Raw genomic sequence first — 17,578 nt, 5'->3', positions numbered from 1 at the left:
AAGCATAGGATTATTCAATAAAGCATGCACAGCACTTTCCCAACATGCAATAAAGTCATTCACATTTTTTCCAATCATTTCATTCCTTCTATAGATCTTTGCAATACCTCTATACTTTCCTGAAGAAATGCCTTATTGTTCTCAATTCCTCTGGTTTTACACCAAACTACCGCACTAAAAGCATCATAAAAATTATAAAACGGTATAATATTTTCGAGATCAGGTAAAGGATGAATCGATTCGTAGCCTTGCACATAAGGGAGCCGTGTTAGCGGGTTTACTTCCCAGACGTATCGGTTTATTTTTGTAAAATCAATTTCGGAGGAACCACCACGAGCGCTCTCGTAATCAATTATACCAACGACTTCATTATCTTTTATTAATATATTGCCTGGTCGAAAATCCATATGAACAACACAAGGCCCATCAGGTTCAGGTAACACCGAATATACGCTATCAAAGTGAGTAATACATTTCTCAAATAAATCAGGATGAAGGAGTTCCTTACAAGGTTCTTTCCACTTTTCAAAATTATTTTTCAGGTATAATCTCCAGCTATTGTTCTCTACCATCTGAAAACCATCGGATCCATAACATCCATACGCTGGCATGGTAACTTCATGAAGCATGGCATGATAATTACCGATTTGAAACGCCAGACTCTGATCAATGTTACTCGTACAAGGCACCCCATCTATAGCGGAGAGAAGCAATGCACCGACACTTCTATTATCTCCGTCCCAGAAATCCAATACTTTTGGAACAGGTATAACACCCTTTAGTCTTTCAAGCATCTCATATTCGCGAACCAGTTTATCCCTGTTGTATGGAATTTTCACGTATACGTTGTCTAGATTATTAAGAGTAAGTTTATACACTTCAGAACTAAACGACTCTGGAACAGACTCTATATTCAAAACACTCAGCTTAAAAATTTCAATTAATTTATGTATGGATTTCATACGACTACCTCCAATCTCAAGGGAAAGGTGCTCTGTTCACGGTTGTGAACTCCCTATTCTTGCATTAAGATAGAGAACATTAGGAGTTTCTAAGGAACTCAACCGGGAGATTTGAACAGATGAAATTTAAGAATCACAGCTTTTCAGGTATCATTCATAGTGATCTGCTTGCTACCCAAGAGCTTCTATATAACCCGTGCAATCTTGATTGCTCTGACCTCATTCATGAACCACATAATGCTGATTATGGGGCGTATATATTTAATATAAACGCGCAATCCATTAGATTCCGTGTTGCAAAAATCACACCTACAAAGATCGGGCAGTTTGTCACGTTATGGGAGAGAATTGGAGATGGCCCCATCCAACCCTATGATATATCAGATCCTGCTGATCTCTTCGTTATAAGTACGCGCAATGAAAATCACTTTGGTCAATTTGTATTTCCAAAAGCTGTGTTAGGTAAACAAGATATATTATCCAATAAAGGTGAGGGTGGCAAAAGAGCACTACGAGTGTACCCGCCATGGGATAATCCCACGAGTCGTCAAGCTCAAAAAACACAAAAATGGCAGTTGGAATATTTCTTAGAGATACCGGTAATTAAGCCAGCAGACGTTCTTCGTGCGCAAACACTTTACGGTTTTCCAGTAAATCGAACAGTCTGACCTATGTCCTCCACATGTTTTATATCCGCCCATAAAATAAAATAATTGTACAAAGAATCTCCTATTTTCACCGCTTCTGGATATTTCAAAATAATAGCAGCCTGTTGATTCCATTCCTCTTCCTGATCAGCAGAAGGCACAATTAATCGTGCTTTCTCTTCCGCTTTTAACCCCTCTAGTGTCAGTTCAATGATTTGTGGATCAGAGCCATAAGGCTTCAGTTGATGAAATGCATCCTTGTTTGCTACTTCATCGATGGATAACCCCTCTCCAGAAATAGCGGATAACTGAAAAAATCCGTCGTTCCCCTGATACCTCTCAGCATATTCTGGATTTAGTTCCCACTCGGAGGGATACTTCAAAGTGACCTTATACTCTTTTGAAGTATATGTTGACAACCCCGATGGCTTAACCAGCATTCCGATTCCAGTACTTACTAATGCAATAGCCGCAATAATCAGGACCCCTAACCACCATCTTTTATACGTTGACGTCTTCACATTATCCCCCTAAATCAATATTTAGTTGACATGCACAGCATCAGGAAATAAGATATAAGCAAACATATGAGCAATCATTCATATGTATTGGTGAGGAGGAAATTACAATGAGTAATCTAAAAAATATCCTATCCCTAATTCTTTTCTCCATATTCCTTATTTCTTACCTTTTGAAGCTCCTTATACTTTACAAAAAGAACCACATTAAAGGAAACGTATTAGCTAAAGGAAATAAACGATCTATGATCCATTATACCGAGCTGTTCGTTAAGACTACTACTTTTGTGTGGGGAGCAGCGTGGTTTACGTTTTCCTTAGCGGAGTCATACATAGTTACACTAGTAGGAGAACATTTTAATCATCCGGCGATTCACTTTATCGGTGTTGGTGTAGTAGCCCTCGGATGTTCCATTTTCATACAAGCAATGATTGCCATGCGTACTTCGTGGAGAGTTGGGATTGATAAGTCTACTGTAACAAAACTCATCACGCACGGTATATATAAATTTAGTAGAAACGCCGCATTTGTCGGTTTTGATCTCATGTTTCTTGGATTGTATCTTATGTATCCAAATTCATTAACACTAATTATATTCTTTCTTAACATTGTAGCCATTCATTTACTTATTCTTCAGGAAGAGCAGCATTTAAAATCTGTATTCGGAGATGAATATATTCAATATTGTAATAATACACCTAGATATATTTTATTTTGAAATCTTGCCTACTGTAAATCCTATGCTTTCAAGCACGCCACAATTTACATTTTTTACAATATCCGAAAACATTCTCTTAATGTAATTACTATAGTATGAGGTTGTAAACATACATTAGGAGGGAAATTATGAAATCACCGAAAAAGTACGGCGTTAAGACGGCAATTGTAGCGACTGCAGCAACTGCTCTCTTCGTTTCCAACGTAGTCACTACACAAGCACCAAATCAGGCCAATGCAGCTTCATCAAACACAAGAAATGTGATTCTGTTTGTCGGTGACGGAATGGGTACTGCCCAGCGCAATGCCATCCGCCTAGCTACAGTAGGTGAAAAAGGAAATCTAGCGATGGATTCTATGCCATATGCTGGACTAATTCATACAAGCTCCACTGTCCCTGTTACAGATTCAGCTGCTTCAGCCACAGCCTATGCCAGCGGAGTCAAGACTTATAACGGTGCCATTGGGATGAATGCAGATAAAAAGTCCGTACAAACCATTATGGAATATGCAAAATCAGCAGGGAAATCTACAGGCGTTGTAACTACCAGCCAAATTACTGATGCTACAGGCGCTGCCTTCGGTGCTCATGTTGAAGATCGCTCCAAACAAAGTGATATCGCTCTGCAGCTTCTGACCAAGAGCAAAGTTGACGTTCTTCTCGGTGGAGGCGAAGACTTCTGGTATCCTGCTGGGAATCCAGGTAAGTTCGCAGATGAGCCAGCTGAAGATCCTTCAGAGAAGAGCAAAGGAACACAAGGGAACCTTGTAGACAAAGCTAAACAGCTTGGATACTCCTACGTAACGAACAAAACCGATATGCAAAAGGCGAAAAGCGGCAAACTTCTCGGGTTATTTGCAAATGAGGAAATGTTCCAGCAAAAGCCAGAGGGTGAAGGAGATATCTACAACCCGGTTGTATCCCTCCCTGAAATGACGAAAAAAGCGATAGACACACTTGCAGCAAATAAAAAAGGATTTTTCCTGATGGTTGAAGAAGAGGGTACTGACGAATTTGCACACCAAAACAATGCCAAGATGACGATTAAAGCGGGACAAGAGTTAGATAAGTCCGTACAGATTGCCAAAGATTTCGCTAAAAAGAATCCGGATACCCTTGTCCTAGTTCTCGCCGACCATGAAACAGGTGGATTCTCTATTGAAGCCGTAGACGCTGAAGATGAATCAGGTGACGGCATTTCCAAAGAAGATGGTCCGTTTGCCATCGCTAACTCCAAACAGAATTTCGTTGTAGACTGGACGACTTCAGGTCATACAGCAGTGGATATTCCAATTACGGCCATGGGCAAAAACGCTCAGTTGTTTACAGGAGTATACGAAAATACCGAAGTATTCACTAAGGTTGCGCAAGCCATGGGTATTAAAGTGAAATAAAAAGATCGAACAACATAAAAGACTAGCCAGACTTTCTGGTTAGTCTTTTATGTTGTTGAATCGCAATCCCGGGTTCTCCCTTATACACTATGATGATCTCCATACCTACTTAGCATCTGTTCGAATAACAAACGTGATTTCCTTAGTCTGGTCTAGCCACTCGCCTGTCAGTCGAAATCCCCGTATAGTTGCCCCTGATTCATAATCCTTACTATCTGAACTAAGAAAAGCCGCCATATTCGAATCGAGCTTAAAAGTAGCTGTCTTATCCGCCCATTCAACATTTACCGGCTCTGCTGTTTCTTTTTTATACTTTAAAGTACCATTATCTTTCAAAATATAATCTGTCAATTTGTAGCTGTTTGGGGCTGTATTGCTAAATTCGATTTCTATGATTTCTCCAAGCTTCACATAGGGAATTGAAACATCCGGTTCAGCCATAAGGCATTGGAAAGATACATTAACTTCTTCTGAATTAGTGTTCCTTTCAAGTGGCTTTAAGACAGATTGAATGACTCTCCCCTTGGTTGTAACCGTTACTTCCTTAATTACAGAATCACTTGCCTGTTCTTGATCGCAGGCTGAAAAAATAAACAGGAGTACAAGACCAAGGGTTAATAAGTATACTTTTCTCAAGGAAAACCCCCTTCTTCATTAATTTCAGTTACAATGATGATCGACAGCGAGATACGGATCAATGCATATCCAAGGCGTCCAGTTTATGGGAAAGCTCATGGATTAACTCTAGCTCATGTAATACCATACTTCGGGTATAAAAATATAGCTCTTCAGAGTAATCCAAATCTTCACCGTCCCCAACCACTAGGGATAACTGTTGTAAATGTTCCAGCTTCTCTTTCATGTAAGTCTCTCTGTAATCAAGTAATCTTCGGCGGGCCTCCTGATCCAGTAGCTCATAATAAGCAAGACGAATAGACCATTCATTATCAATACGAATAGTCTCCAGTGAAAATTCGTTCAAGCAGATATGAAACCGCTCCTCACCCTCGGCTGTGATGGAATACACATACCTTTTAGGCCGGTTTTCCTGCATTTCCGTTTTTTTAATCACCCAACCTCGCTTTTCAAACAATTTCAGCTTCGGATACAGCGAATTATTATTAACGATTTTATCGTTACTCATTACGAAAATGATATTTTTTTTAATCTCATAACCATGTTTTGACCCTTTCATTAATTGAGCCAGAATCAAGACTTCAATATCCATATTCATCCTCCGAACTACCGGACTTCATTTCCGGTCATTTTCTTATCTTACCTCAAGGACTGCATTTGTGCCAAATACTTCGTGATTTTATGCACATACTTTTATCGTTCCGTTCGATAGTATAGGTTAAAATAACCTAGTTATTTTTAACCTATGTTTAGAGAGGAAGTTATAGCATGGAATTCGCACATTTGTTCAGCAAAGGTACGATAGGAAATATGGAGCTTAAGAACCGGGTCATTTTGCCTGCCATGGGAACAAAAATGAATGCTCCGGGTGGGTATGTCAGCGAGCGCTTGATTGATTACCATGTAGCACGCGCAAAAGGAGGTAACGGCTTAAATACAGTTGAAGTAACAACCGTTCACCCAACGGCTGCTTCTGAGGATGCTCCAGCCATTTTTGATGATAAATTCATTCCTGGTATGACCCAATTGGCTCATGCTATTCGTGATGCAGGCGGCAAAAGCTGTCTTCAGTTATGGCATGGAGGGAAAGTAACTCCCAACCTGATTCAAGTCTCCTCCTCCCCTGTCCCTTTCGAGGGTGTAACACATATCCCCCGTGAGCTGGAGAATCACGAAGTTAGTGAGATGGTTCAAGCTTTCGCAGATGCTGCTTCACGTGCGAAAAAAGCTGGATTTGACAGTGTAGAATTCCATGCTGGTCATGGTTATTTGCCACAACAATTTCTAAGCCCAGCGATGAACTTCCGTCAGGATGAGTACGGCGGTTCCTGGGAGAATCGTTGTCGCTTTCCGCTCGCTTGTATCCGTGCCATTCGAGAAGCCGTTGGACCTAGGTTCCCTATCTTGATGAGAATCTCTGCTATCGAGGATCTTCCCGGCGGACTTACACTGGAAGATATGAAGCTCTTCTCGAAGCTCGCTGAGGATGCTGGTATTGATGCGATTAATGTATCGCGCGGAGTTCCAGCAGGCGCAGCTATTAAATATGAAGTACCACCTATCGATTTACCTGTGGGCTTCAATGTAGATAACGCAGCACAAATTAAATCCGTGGTTAACATTCCAGTTATAGCTGTAGGTCGTATTAATGATCCAGCTATTGCTAATCGAATTATTGCCGAAGGACTGGCTGATTTCGTAGCTATTGGCCGCGCTCAATTGGCAGATCCTGAATTCTGTAACAAAGCATTAGCTGGACGCGCGGACACCATTGTTAAATGTGTGGGTTGTGATCAAGGTTGCTTCGATGGATTCGTAAATCCGAAGGTGCCTTTCATCAGCTGTGTATTTAATCCTGCTACCGGAAGAGAAAGTGAATATGAATTGCAGCGAGCGAGCACACCAAAAAAAGTGCTTATAGCCGGTGGTGGGCCAGCCGGATTAGAAGCAGCAATCACACTGAAACGTCGTGGGCATTCTCCAATTTTATGCGAAAAAAATGACATTCTAGGCGGACAGCTTTATATCGCTGGTGCCGCACCGCGTAAAGAAGAAATGGCCGCGGCTGCTCTGAATATGGGAGAGACGGCTAAACGTGAAGGTGTAGAAATCCGAATGAATACGGAGGTTACTCCAGAGCTTATTCAAGAAATCAGTCCGGATGAAGTCATTCTTGCAATCGGATCAGCCCCGATTATTCCTCCAGTAGAAGGTGTTCTGAGTAGTCATGTAGTAAATTCACATGATGTATTATGGGGAACAGCTCATCCTGAAGGTCGAGTTGTTATTATTGGAGGGGGTTTGGTCGGTCTCGAGGTCGCTGAGCTCCTGGTCGAACGCGGAAATCAAATCACTGTTGTAGAAATGCAAGCCGATGTAGCAAATGATCTGGGTATCCTTCGTAAAATCTGTGTAATGGAAAGCTTATATGGCCACGGTGTTAGATTAATGACCAACAGCAAGTGCATGACGATCCAAAAGAATAGCGTGATGGTTGAAAAAGATGGGGAGCTTCTCAGCCTGCCAGCCGATTATGTAGTAATCGCAGTAGGATCACGCGCCCTAAACAAGCAACCCCTTCAGAACTTCTTGGAGGAAAGCTCCATTCCTTATCATGTAATTGGGGATGCAGTACAAGCTCGCAGAGCGCTTAATGCTATTTGGGAGGGTGCAGAATTAGCTAGACGAATTTAGTTCATATAGTCAATTAGATTTATGAATAAACCCGGCAGGTCGCACCTGCCGGGTTACGTTCTTATCAGAACTATCTGAAAAATCAACTTTCAGGGGCTAATAAGTGCGTTAGTGCCTGCACCTGTTCCATATGTATTCGTCTTCTATAAAGCACCTAAACTCGCCCTCATTCATGAACTTGATCTTCACCCCTGAACGATATTTTCATTCTCATGTCAATGTAGAAGACACGCTAAAATTGAGTATCGGCAGCCCGATAAAAGCAGCATATCTTTCAGCAGCTTTAAACACAGCTTCTTCAGCATTTCCAAGTTCTCTAAATGGATGAATGACTATCTCAATTCCTTTTTTCTTAATCGAACGTTTCCATGTACCTATAACTTGGCCACCAACAACAATCATAGGCAGGAAAACACCGTTGTTGCCAGGAACAATTAAAGGAGCCGTCTCAGGTTCAAGTACAGCACTCCGGTCTTTATAACCAAGAATGTACTCATCGAAACCTGGAAGTAAATAGATACCTGACTCTTCATCCGCTGAAACTACTCGATGGTTAGACATCCAATGCTCATTGCCATTTATATCTGTCGATTGAAGTTCTTTTTTCACAGATTCTAGCCCTCGTCTGGCATCTGTAAGGGTTATGCCTGCCCACCAAGCGAAGTCCTGAACGGTCGCTAATCCACGGGCTGTAAAATACCGCAAGGCGAGTTCTTGCAACGATTGTTCGTAAGATAGCTCTCGGCAATCTGGCACCCATTCCTCTAACAATACAATCGTTTGCTGTTTACCATTCATCGGACCAAAACAAATCAGTCCTTGATAGGCACTATTCCAGAGCATGTGATAACCGCGTTGATCCCCCGTGTAGATGCCTTCCTCTTCTATTAGCTGAAGTAGGACCGAACGATCCATATGCTTCCCGCCCTTTAGAGCATTCACAATAATTTCTCTACAGCGCTCCAGTGTCTGATCATCAAGTCCAAGCTCAGCCATTCGCCGCTTCGTTTGTGATGCTAAACGCGGTGCAGAGAGCTGTAGCATCCATTTTACATCTTCTGCTGGGACGAAATGAAGCGTACCTCGCAGCGTCCAAGTAAGAATAATCTTGCGGTCAGAGATTGCACGCTCTATATCAGCTAATTTCGTAGCAGGAGAACGTAGTCCGATGGCCCAAACCGCCTGCATATAGTCTTGCGCTTGCATAGCCCCCATTTTTTTCACGACCTGCTCTGGTGTGTGATGTAAAGAGCCTGCAATCATTTGATTATACAACCTACTATTTGCAATAAGGTTATTCGTCACACTACTCCCCCTTTTCAGAAATGAATCCTCAAATTATATACTTCCAGTTATTTAACAAAATGGTTAAGTTCTTGCTCATGTCTATGTCGATATTACTATTGATTCTATTGAAATACGAGATTAAATTAGAATATGAACTCCATTCCATTGCATAATGTGCAATAGAAAGTCATATACAGACCTCAAAAAAAGGTTTCTGTTGCACTTCGTACATTAGAATTTGCTGAAAACCTTCAAAAAAGAGTTTTAACCTATATTTAATTGTAAAAAATGCAACAGAATTCAGATCCCCTTTCTTTTGGATCCATTCTGTTGCACGAAATACAACGTTAGGGATAAAATACCCTTTTATATTACAGACTGAAGGTATTTTCTTAAACAGAGCCCTTCTTTTTAAAAGAAAAACGCTGCTTCTTCCGCTTGCTTCACTTGCTGCATCGCGTTCGTGGTGTTCACCAATTCATTAGCTAGTCGATTCAGTCTAAAAATAATATCATCATCCACAATTACTTTCCGGTCATATTGTTTCTCTTCAATAAAAACATACTTAGGAACCACCACCGCTCTCATATAAGAGAGGATCGGTTTCAGTTGTTGTTCTGCCACTAAGTAATGTTTTGAAGAACCTGCAGTTACTACAATACCGATAACTTTATCCTTAAACCCATTAACCGGGAGTAAATCAAATAGATTCTTAAGTGTTCCTGGAATCGAAGCTTGAAAAACTGGGGTGCCAATGATATACGCGTCGGCGGCCATGATTTTCTCCAGAACAACTTTGGTATCACCTGTATAATCCATGTAGCTGCGTCCATCACTAAATTCCAGCTTATAATCTCCTAGATCGATTAGTTCTACGTCGAAATCCGGATGCTTTTCTGTGATGTTGTTAAGTGCTTGCTGTACAGCAATTCTAGTCTTCGATCCAACAATGGATCCTGAAATCCCAATGATATTCATACTATCCCCTCTTTCTTATTTCTTAGCTGTAGCACGTCTTACGGCTGGTGCTACTTCAGATGCGAACAGGTCAATCATTTGTTCCACTTGAGCATAAGGTAACCCACCGACATCAATCTGAGCTAGAAAACGATTATGGCCATACATCTCATGTTGATAGAGGATCTTCTCCACAATTTGTTGCGGGCTTCCCACGAGCAGTGCATTTCTCACACTCATCGCTTCCGCAAATTGTTCTTTCGGATAGTAAGACCCACGAAGCTCTTTCATCAAGTGATTGATATATGGATAATAATCGCGGAATGCTTTTTGTGAGTCCGGATCAATATACATTAAAGAAGTTGTGCTGATGGGAAGGTCTGCTGGATTAAACCCTGACTCTGCAGCAACCATACGATACGCTTCTACAGAACCCTTAAAGGCAGATGACGGGCCACCAAGGGTGGTCAGCATCATCGGGATCCCCATTCTTCCCGCCTTAATTGCACTTGCTGGAGGTCCCCCAACCGCTCGCCAAATTGGCAACTTTCCATTTAAGGGCTTAGGGAAGATTTCCATATCATTTAATGCAGGACGGAATTTCCCTTCCCACGTTATACGATCGGACTCATTTATTTTCATGAGCAATTCAATTTTCTCTTCGAACAATTCTTCATAATCTCTTACGTCATAACCAAAAAGTTCATAGGCCCCGAGACGCGATCCACGTCCAGCAACAATCTCTGCTCTACCGCCTGATAACAAATCCAATGTTGCAAAGTCCTCATATACACGTACAGGATCTGCTGTACTTAGTACAGTTGCTGAACTGACAAGCTTTATACGTTCGGTTGCATTTGCAATGGCTCCAAGGACAACCGAGGCAGCTGAGGTAATGAATTTAGGTTGATGACTCTCGCCTACTCCAAATACATCTAATCCAGCATCCTCAGCTAATTTGGCAGCCGCTACGATCTCTTGAATCCGTTGTCGTTCACTAATTGCTTCTCCTGTTAAGGCATCTGTGGTGTGATCACCTAACGTGTATAAACCTAGCTCCAACCCTTTTTTCTCATCGATTCTATATTGTTCCATCATGATTATGTCCTCTTTTCATAGTTGTATTAGGTTTAGCGAATAGGATGAAGCTTCGATTCAATCTCTTCACGACGTTCTTCCAGAAATGAAGGTAAGGTCAAACTCTCTCCTAGCGCGTCAAAAGTTTCATCAATCTCAAATCCCGGGCCATCTGTAGCAAGCTCAAAAAGAATATGGTTCGGATCCCGGAAATACAAGGAATGGAAGTAATAACGATCAATGACCCCTGTATTTTTAAAGCCTGCAGCAGTGATCTTGGCGGCCCATTCGGTTAGTTCTTCGATATCCTTCACTCTTATAGCCACATGATGGATGCTCCCTTTACCCGGTCTCTCCCGATCTTTGTCATTTACTTCTTTGACCTGGAGCTCGGTGTATAAACCACCCTTCCCCGTTTCATATATATCTACCATAATCTTGGAATCACCCATCGATGGTACTGTCCGAACTTGTGTATAGCCCAAGATATCTTCCAAAACCGTCTTTGTGCGGCCAGCCTCACGTACAGTCAATTCAACGGGTCCTAACCCAACGATGGCATACTTTGGAGGGATGTCTTCTGTAATCCACGGCTCAACTAGCTCGATACCGTTATCTTTTTCAGCCGATACTAAATGGACCGTCAATTCATCTCTATCATAAAAAGTAAGCGACTTACGTTCCCCGATACTTACAATCGCTTCATGAGGAACTTCAAAAGAATCTAATCGACTAGCCCAATATGACAAGGCTTCATCGCTAGGAACAAGAAGGGAGAAAGAACTAATACTGTTCGTCCCTTTGCGGGTCTGACCTGCATTTGGCATTTCAAAAAAAGATACTTCGGTTCCAGGAGCACCATTACGATTTCCATAAAATAGATGGTACATGGATGGATCATCTTGATTGACCGTTTTCTTTACAAGTCTCAATCCCAGTACCTCTGTATAAAACCATAAGTTTTGTTTAGCGTCCTTAGTAAGCATAGACACATGATGTTGTCCGTTTATGGGTTGTTGTTTCATTTTAAAAACCTCCTAATGAGTTTTGTTGAATTTAAGTTTACTAGTATACTGATGAGGAAAAAAGTAAGCTTTATTATCAATAAAGCTTTTGCGACACTACTGAACACCTCGCGGGAGTCGATTCTCATCTTGGCTATGGCGATGAATCTTTTTAAGCATGCTGTAAAACACTTTCTTCTCCTCATCTGTCAGTGGATCGAATAACGAGGCTTGGAAATCCGATTGCAAGGGCAGTACCTTCTCAATAAGTGTTTGGCCCTTTTCCGTTAAAGTAATGTACTTCACTTTCCAATCCTGTTTGCGTTCAATCCATCCTTCTTTCTCTAATCTGCCAAGCATATGGGATACCCCACCTTTAGTAATGGTTAGATGCTCGGCAATTTCCATCTGTGTTACAGGCTGATGTAATAATATTTGTACCAAGGTATCGAATTGATTAACTGTTAAGTTAAATTGCTTCAAGAATTCATTGGAAAGATCGTTACTATTCTCATATACCCTAACCAGCCGCAACCAGATCAATAAGCTTAATTGGTTATCTTCAGTGAATCCATTGTTTCTCATTTGGTCACGTCCATCGTTTGTTTATTTTATGTGTTAATTGATTTGTTAATATGAGTATACTAGTAAACTGACAAGGAGTCAAGCTCAGTAAAAATCCTACACGCTTGCCAAATACCACTTCGGAATATAGGTTTGAAAATCATCATACCACTCCAGAACACTCTCCGCTCGGCTCAGCATATTAGTAACTTCCCTTTGACCACCCCCTATGAACCGGTTCAACTACCTCCCCTTTAGAAGCATTAGGGATGTCACTAAAAAATGGAATCATTTCACAACCTCCTTTTAATCAAACTGCTTCACAAAATAGAAAAATTTTCTTATTTATTTAGAAGATTTTTTTATTCAATTGATGTTAGAACAACAATAGTGTATGATGCATAGTATAGATCAAATACTGTATGACACATAGTAAGTATAAGCGGCTTCGACGTCCTCTCAAGGACAGCAAGCGTTTAAACCTAAAATATAAGAACAATTTATAAGCGATTATAAATCCTTATATTTTAAATAATGAGGTGGGTGAATGAGTACTTTATTAAATTCTTTAATCACAGAGCTTAGAAGAGGTACGTTAACGCTAGCCGTTTTAAGTCAATTACGAACACCCCAGTATGGATATTCGCTCGTTCAATTGTTGGAGGAATCCAGCATCATCATCGATCAAAGCACTCTATATCCATTACTTCGCCGATTAGAGAAACAGGAATTAGTGACGAGCAGCTGGGACACATCCGAGAGCAGACCCCGTAAGTATTATGTTCTAAGTGACTATGGCGTAGAAATTTTTTTACAGCTAAAGGAAGAATGGCTTAAGAATTCGAAAGAGCTCTACGGCCTATTACAAGGGGAGGATGACCATGAATCTAATTGAGATTTACATTCATGAAGTGACTCGGAGGTTACCGGAACAAAATCGGGAGGATATCGCTCTCGAATTACGATCTACCATCGAGGATATGTTACCGGATGATTATGACGAAAAAGAGGTAAAAGCCGTCCTTACAAAATTGGGCAATCCCGCTATTTTAGCTAGTGAGTATCGCGATCAGCCCATGTATCTCATCGGCCCACGCTATTTCGATTTATATGTTACGTTGTTAAAAATGATTATACCCATCGCTGTAGTTGTTTCTTTAATCGCTCTGGTTGCTGATTACTTGATTGGCTATAGCGGAGATAAAACAGTTGCGGATATTGTTACTGCAGTTATAAGTAGAGGAATTGGAACCTTCCTTGAAGTAGGAATCCAAGTCTTTTTTTGGATAACTGTTGTGTTCGCTATTATCGAACGGGCGGATAAAGGAAAGGAAGGTCATCCACTTACTACAAAATTAAGGAAATGGACTCCTGATGATTTGAAGGATATCGCGCTTGTCCATAAGAAAAAAGCAATTACAAGCTTCGAAGTGTTCGGAAGTTTACTGTGGACTGCCATTTGGGCTACTGTTTATTTTAATGCTGAACACCTGATCAGAGTCTATAGAGGCGGTGAAGGCGCACTTAACTTCGTAGCCCCAGCTTTTAATCAGCATGTGTTACTTGATTATTGGCCTATTATTCTTATTGTGATCGGATTAGAAGTCGCATTAACTATATATAAATTAATCAAGAGACAATGGACTAGAGAATTAGCATTATGTAATACGGCTCTCGAGCTCATTGTGCTTATTGTATTCGCTATTATCCTTATAAATCCGAATGTATTTAACCAAGAATTCATTAACTACATGTCTAATTTATTAACCACTACAGCTAACCAGTTTGAAACGGGGCTAGTAGGTGGAGGAATAGCGGTCTTGATTTTAATTGCGGTCCTCAATATATATGAAGGCTTCCGCAAGGCTCGCCTTTAGTATTCACAGAACGGCGATTCTCCTGTTATTTGGAGAATCGCCGCTTTGTATTCTGATTCGTTGGCTGCCTGCTTCAACAGCTTTCACAGTGTCAGTCAGCACACTCTAAGTGTTACGGACCCAGAGGACGTTATTTGCGAATTTCCAGCCTTTAAAACAGAGTTTCGGACAATAGAGTGCCCCAGCAGCCATTCATGACTTATGGGACACTCTATCTGGTTTAATTAAAGAAGCTCAAGCTCAATAACCGTATCCATCTCGTCGGGAAGCTTAGCCCCTTTTAATGTAATAAACGCCCCACCGTCAACATCCGAATATTCCTCAGCCATCCACGGCACCTCCACCTTTAGCTCGGTACCATCACGTAGTAATCTAGCCTTTTTAATCTTCCCTTTCAAGCCTTGGAAATAGATCGGGCCAATTCCACGGTCGTAGACGTGCGCATACAACTTGTTGCCCTTTTGCGTATAACGTCCCCACTCTGGCTTAGGCAGCGAAGACTTCCCGCATCCATAAATACTATCGCCATTAAGGCGCATCCACTCCCCAACTTCGTCAAGGATAACCAGTGATTCCCGTGTCATTTCACCTTTAGCATCTGGTCCAACATTAAGGAGGAGGTTACCATTCTTACTGATACATTCGACCATTGAGCGAATGACCTGCTGGGTTGATTTATAATTTTTATCTTCGGAATGGTAGCCCCAGTTATCATTAAGCGTAATGCATGCTTCCCATGGAATGGATTGACCATTCACGTCAACAATGCCACCGGGAGGAATGATCTGCTCTGGAGAAAAGAAATCTCCAGCATATTCTTCTGGCTCGGCCGCGCGGATATTCCCACCCAAACGATTGTCGATAATAATATCCGGCTGGATAGAGCGAATCATACGGATTAGCTTCGTTGCTTTCCATTTCTCTCCGGTCATATTGTCATAGGAGAAATCAAACCACATGATGTCGATTTTGCCGTAATTCGTCAACAGTTCCTTCACTTGTCCATGCATATACTCCAAGTATCGATCAAAATCAATCGGCTTGTCTTTAGCCGCTTCGTTATCCCGATCAGGATGCGCTTTATCACCATATCCAGGGTAGTCATCATGATGCCAATCAATAATAGAGTAATACAGACCTACAGCAATACCTTCCGCCCGGAAAGCGTCTACATATTCTCGAACGAGATCACGTCCAGCAGGCGTGTTAGTCGCTTTAAAATCTGTTAGCTTGCTATCAAACAAGCAGAATCCGTCGTGGTGCTTGGTCGTAAGAACCGCATACTTCTGCCCCGCTGCTTTTGCTGCGCTGGCCCACTTCTTCGGGTCATATCGAGATGCGTCAAATTCATCGAAATACGTCATATAATGCTCTCTACTCATTCGCTCGTTTCCACGAATCCACTCACCTCGTGCTGGAATTGAATATAATCCCCAATGAATGAACATACCGAATCTATCCTGTAAGAACCATCTCGTTCTTTCTTCTCTTGTACCCATCTCTTCAGCCCCTCCGTTTTCGCTAGCTTTGATAAATAGTTCAGATAGTCTAGACGGTATGAAATAATGCTGCAGCGCCTATAAGACCTACATCATCCCTCAGACCTGCTGATTCAATAGTATAAGTTCCTTTATACGGCTTCATGACAAGTTCCTCTGTTTTCTCTCTCAGCGCTGGAAACAGTAGTTCACCAGCTTTGCTTACGCCTCCACCAATTACAATACGATCAGGATTAAACGTATGTACCGCGTTAGCTAATCCAATCGCCATATAATGAATCGTTCGCTCAATCACCTCAACAGCCACCGGATCTTTTAGTGCCATCGCTTCGAAGACGTGTCGAGAATTAATCTTTTCACCACTTCTACTAGCCAGCTCTGTAATCATCGACGTTCTGCTCTCCATACTCCGCAGTGCCATATCCCGAATCGCTGTACCCGAAGCAAATACTTCCCAGCATCCATATCTTCCACAGCTACATTCCGTTCCGTGCGGGTCAATAATATTATGACCGAGTTCTCCAGCAAATGAGTTCGTTCCGAGCAGTAGCTCACCATCCATAACAATTCCAGCTCCAATTCCTGTGCTGAAGGTAACATACACCATGTTGTTCGAGCCTTTGCCAGCTCCTCTTACATACTCGCCCCAAGCCGCAGCGTTCGCATCGTTTACCACTTTCACTTCTATGCCAAGTTCTGACTCCATCCAATGTTTCAGTGGAACATTATCCCATTCAGGAAGATTGGTACCGTGAATTACGATTCCATCCTGGCTATTCACAGCTCCAGGAGAAGCCAGTCCGACTCCAATCAGCGGTCGCCCTTCGGATACAGAGCGGATCATTCCGATCATTCGCTGCACCACCTCTTCAGCGGTGCACGCGCCAGCTGTCTCCATTAATTCCCGATTCAACACGGTACCCTTTGAATCGAATAATGCTGCGGCAATTTTTGTTCCGCCTAAATCAATTCCTACTACATAGCTCTCAGCCTTATGCATAACCATTCACCTTTTCACTATCTATTATTAGCCGTTCGAATGAATATTCTTAGCTAACGCCCGCAGGGCTACTGGATCGATTGGCGACAAAGCATCTTTGCCATGACGAACAGCCGATCCAAAATGTACTTCTGTGACTCCGGTCTGTTGAATAAACGATGTAATACCTTCTGGCTTCAAACCACTTCCAGCCAAAATACTTATCGAACTACCTCTTGATTCCTCTACTAGCCTACGCATAGCGGGAATGGCTTCAGGTGCCGGACCTGGTCCAGCAGAGGTAAGTATACGAGTGATTTGCGGGTAATTACAAAGTGTCCGATAACCTGCAATTTGGTCCTCCAGCTCGTCAAAAGCACGATGGAAGGTTACTTGTAAGCCATCTGTCAACGGCAATAATATTTCAAGCGCATGCTCATCGATCTTTTTTTCCGGTGTTAATGCGCCAAGAACAACTCCCGAAGCACCACTGGCTGCAATCTGCCTGATCTCTGCAGCCATGGTCAAAATATCATCCTTGGAATAGTTAAATGATCGACTGTGCGGACGGACCATAACAAAGACAGGAATGCTAACCGATTTGGCTACCCGCTCCACCAACCCTATTCCTGGTGTTAATCCACCTTCCGTAATGGCAGTAATAAGCTCAAGACGATCTGCGCCATTCGCCTCAGCCGTCAGAGCATCATCCATACAAGTAGCGATGATTTCCAATCTCATAACTTTCACCCACTCTTCCAGTT

19 protein-coding genes are annotated in these 17,578 nt (G+C 42.0%); 6 read left to right on the top strand and 13 right to left on the bottom strand.

The features are described from left to right. Positions 1 to 74: 74 nt before the first annotated feature. Positions 75 to 962, bottom strand: coding sequence for an aminoglycoside 3'-phosphotransferase/choline kinase family protein (locus NSQ29_RS06555; RefSeq protein ID WP_341124608.1), 888 nt, complete (start codon positions 960 to 962; stop codon positions 75 to 77). A 119-nt stretch (positions 963 to 1,081) separates the two neighbouring features. Here NSQ29_RS06555 and NSQ29_RS06550 point away from each other — a divergent pair, with 119 nt between their 5' ends. Then, positions 1,082 to 1,630, top strand: coding sequence for a MepB family protein (locus NSQ29_RS06550; RefSeq protein WP_341124607.1), 549 nt, complete (start codon positions 1,082 to 1,084; stop codon positions 1,628 to 1,630). Here NSQ29_RS06550 and NSQ29_RS06545 read toward each other — a convergent pair. Beyond that, positions 1,600 to 2,130, bottom strand: coding sequence for a hypothetical protein (locus NSQ29_RS06545; protein ID WP_052404355.1), 531 nt, complete (start codon positions 2,128 to 2,130; stop codon positions 1,600 to 1,602). The genes NSQ29_RS06550 and NSQ29_RS06545 overlap by 31 nt on opposite strands. A gap of 107 nt (positions 2,131 to 2,237) precedes the next feature. Here NSQ29_RS06545 and NSQ29_RS06540 point away from each other — a divergent pair, with 107 nt between their 5' ends. Continuing rightward, positions 2,238 to 2,846, top strand: a complete 609-nt coding sequence (locus NSQ29_RS06540) for a methyltransferase family protein (RefSeq protein WP_339797232.1) — start codon at positions 2,238 to 2,240, stop codon at positions 2,844 to 2,846. Between the two features lie 128 nt (positions 2,847 to 2,974). After that, positions 2,975 to 4,240, top strand: coding sequence for an alkaline phosphatase (locus tag NSQ29_RS06535; protein ID WP_076286586.1), 1,266 nt, complete (start codon positions 2,975 to 2,977; stop codon positions 4,238 to 4,240). 105 nt (positions 4,241 to 4,345) lie between these two features. On the opposite strand, the gene NSQ29_RS06530 is transcribed toward NSQ29_RS06535, so the two are convergent. After that, complete coding sequence (locus NSQ29_RS06530; RefSeq protein WP_341124606.1) at positions 4,346 to 4,876, bottom strand: hypothetical protein; 531 nt, start codon at positions 4,874 to 4,876, stop codon at positions 4,346 to 4,348. A gap of 58 nt (positions 4,877 to 4,934) precedes the next feature. Next, a complete protein-coding gene (locus NSQ29_RS06525) occupies positions 4,935 to 5,468 on the bottom strand; it encodes a PadR family transcriptional regulator (RefSeq protein WP_341124605.1) in 534 nt (177 codons plus the stop codon). A gap of 176 nt (positions 5,469 to 5,644) precedes the next feature. Between NSQ29_RS06525 and baiCD the strand changes: the two genes are divergently transcribed. Next, positions 5,645 to 7,570, top strand: a complete 1,926-nt coding sequence (gene baiCD, locus NSQ29_RS06520; RefSeq protein ID WP_341124604.1) for a bile acid Fe-S flavoenzyme BaiCD — start codon at positions 5,645 to 5,647, stop codon at positions 7,568 to 7,570. 210 nt (positions 7,571 to 7,780) lie between these two features. Here baiCD and NSQ29_RS06515 read toward each other — a convergent pair whose 3' ends face one another. The 6 genes from NSQ29_RS06515 to NSQ29_RS06490 all read right to left on the bottom strand — a co-directional run bounded on the left by NSQ29_RS06515 (position 7,781) and on the right by NSQ29_RS06490 (position 12,702). Next, positions 7,781 to 8,875, bottom strand: a complete 1,095-nt coding sequence (locus NSQ29_RS06515; protein WP_341124603.1) for a winged helix DNA-binding domain-containing protein — start codon at positions 8,873 to 8,875, stop codon at positions 7,781 to 7,783. Between the two features lie 393 nt (positions 8,876 to 9,268). Beyond that, positions 9,269 to 9,835, bottom strand: coding sequence for an NADPH-dependent FMN reductase (locus tag NSQ29_RS06510; protein ID WP_341124602.1), 567 nt, complete (start codon positions 9,833 to 9,835; stop codon positions 9,269 to 9,271). 15 nt (positions 9,836 to 9,850) lie between these two features. Continuing rightward, positions 9,851 to 10,912, bottom strand: a complete 1,062-nt coding sequence (locus tag NSQ29_RS06505) for an LLM class flavin-dependent oxidoreductase (protein WP_341124601.1) — start codon at positions 10,910 to 10,912, stop codon at positions 9,851 to 9,853. 32 nt (positions 10,913 to 10,944) lie between these two features. After that, positions 10,945 to 11,916, bottom strand: coding sequence for a ring-cleaving dioxygenase (locus NSQ29_RS06500; protein WP_341124600.1), 972 nt, complete (start codon positions 11,914 to 11,916; stop codon positions 10,945 to 10,947). 96 nt (positions 11,917 to 12,012) lie between these two features. Beyond that, positions 12,013 to 12,480, bottom strand: a complete 468-nt coding sequence (locus NSQ29_RS06495) for a MarR family winged helix-turn-helix transcriptional regulator (RefSeq protein WP_042189900.1) — start codon at positions 12,478 to 12,480, stop codon at positions 12,013 to 12,015. A 96-nt stretch (positions 12,481 to 12,576) separates the two neighbouring features. After that, entirely contained in the window at positions 12,577 to 12,702 is a 126-nt protein-coding gene (locus tag NSQ29_RS06490) for a hypothetical protein (protein ID WP_269321764.1), read from the bottom strand. A 304-nt stretch (positions 12,703 to 13,006) separates the two neighbouring features. Here NSQ29_RS06490 and NSQ29_RS06485 point away from each other — a divergent pair, with 304 nt between their 5' ends. Then, a complete protein-coding gene (locus NSQ29_RS06485) occupies positions 13,007 to 13,354 on the top strand; it encodes a PadR family transcriptional regulator (protein WP_042189902.1) in 348 nt (115 codons plus the stop codon). After that, positions 13,341 to 14,336, top strand: coding sequence for an HAAS signaling domain-containing protein (locus NSQ29_RS06480; protein WP_042189905.1), 996 nt, complete (start codon positions 13,341 to 13,343; stop codon positions 14,334 to 14,336). The genes NSQ29_RS06485 and NSQ29_RS06480 overlap by 14 nt, the downstream gene beginning before the upstream one ends. A 224-nt stretch (positions 14,337 to 14,560) precedes the next feature. Here NSQ29_RS06480 and NSQ29_RS06475 read toward each other — a convergent pair whose 3' ends face one another. Genes NSQ29_RS06475 through NSQ29_RS06465 form a run of 3 tightly spaced genes read right to left on the bottom strand, consistent with a single transcriptional unit; the run spans position 14,561 to position 17,555 of the window. Beyond that, entirely contained in the window at positions 14,561 to 15,835 is a 1,275-nt protein-coding gene (locus NSQ29_RS06475; protein WP_339797246.1) for an alpha-L-fucosidase, read from the bottom strand. Positions 15,836 to 15,884: 49 nt separating this feature from the next. Continuing rightward, the gene (locus NSQ29_RS06470; RefSeq protein WP_341124598.1) at positions 15,885 to 16,835 is read right to left on the bottom strand and encodes an ROK family protein; all 951 of its coding nucleotides are present in this window, start codon (positions 16,833 to 16,835) and stop codon (positions 15,885 to 15,887) included. A gap of 27 nt (positions 16,836 to 16,862) precedes the next feature. Then, complete coding sequence (locus NSQ29_RS06465; RefSeq protein WP_341124596.1) at positions 16,863 to 17,555, bottom strand: copper homeostasis protein CutC; 693 nt, start codon at positions 17,553 to 17,555, stop codon at positions 16,863 to 16,865. Between the last annotated feature and the right edge of the window lie 23 nt (positions 17,556 to 17,578).

Source organism: Paenibacillus sp. FSL F4-0236 (assembly GCF_038000135.1).
In the GTDB taxonomy this organism is placed as follows: Bacteria; Bacillota; Bacilli; order Paenibacillales; family Paenibacillaceae; genus Paenibacillus_AQ.
This window is presented reverse-complemented; position numbering and strand designations above follow the sequence as displayed.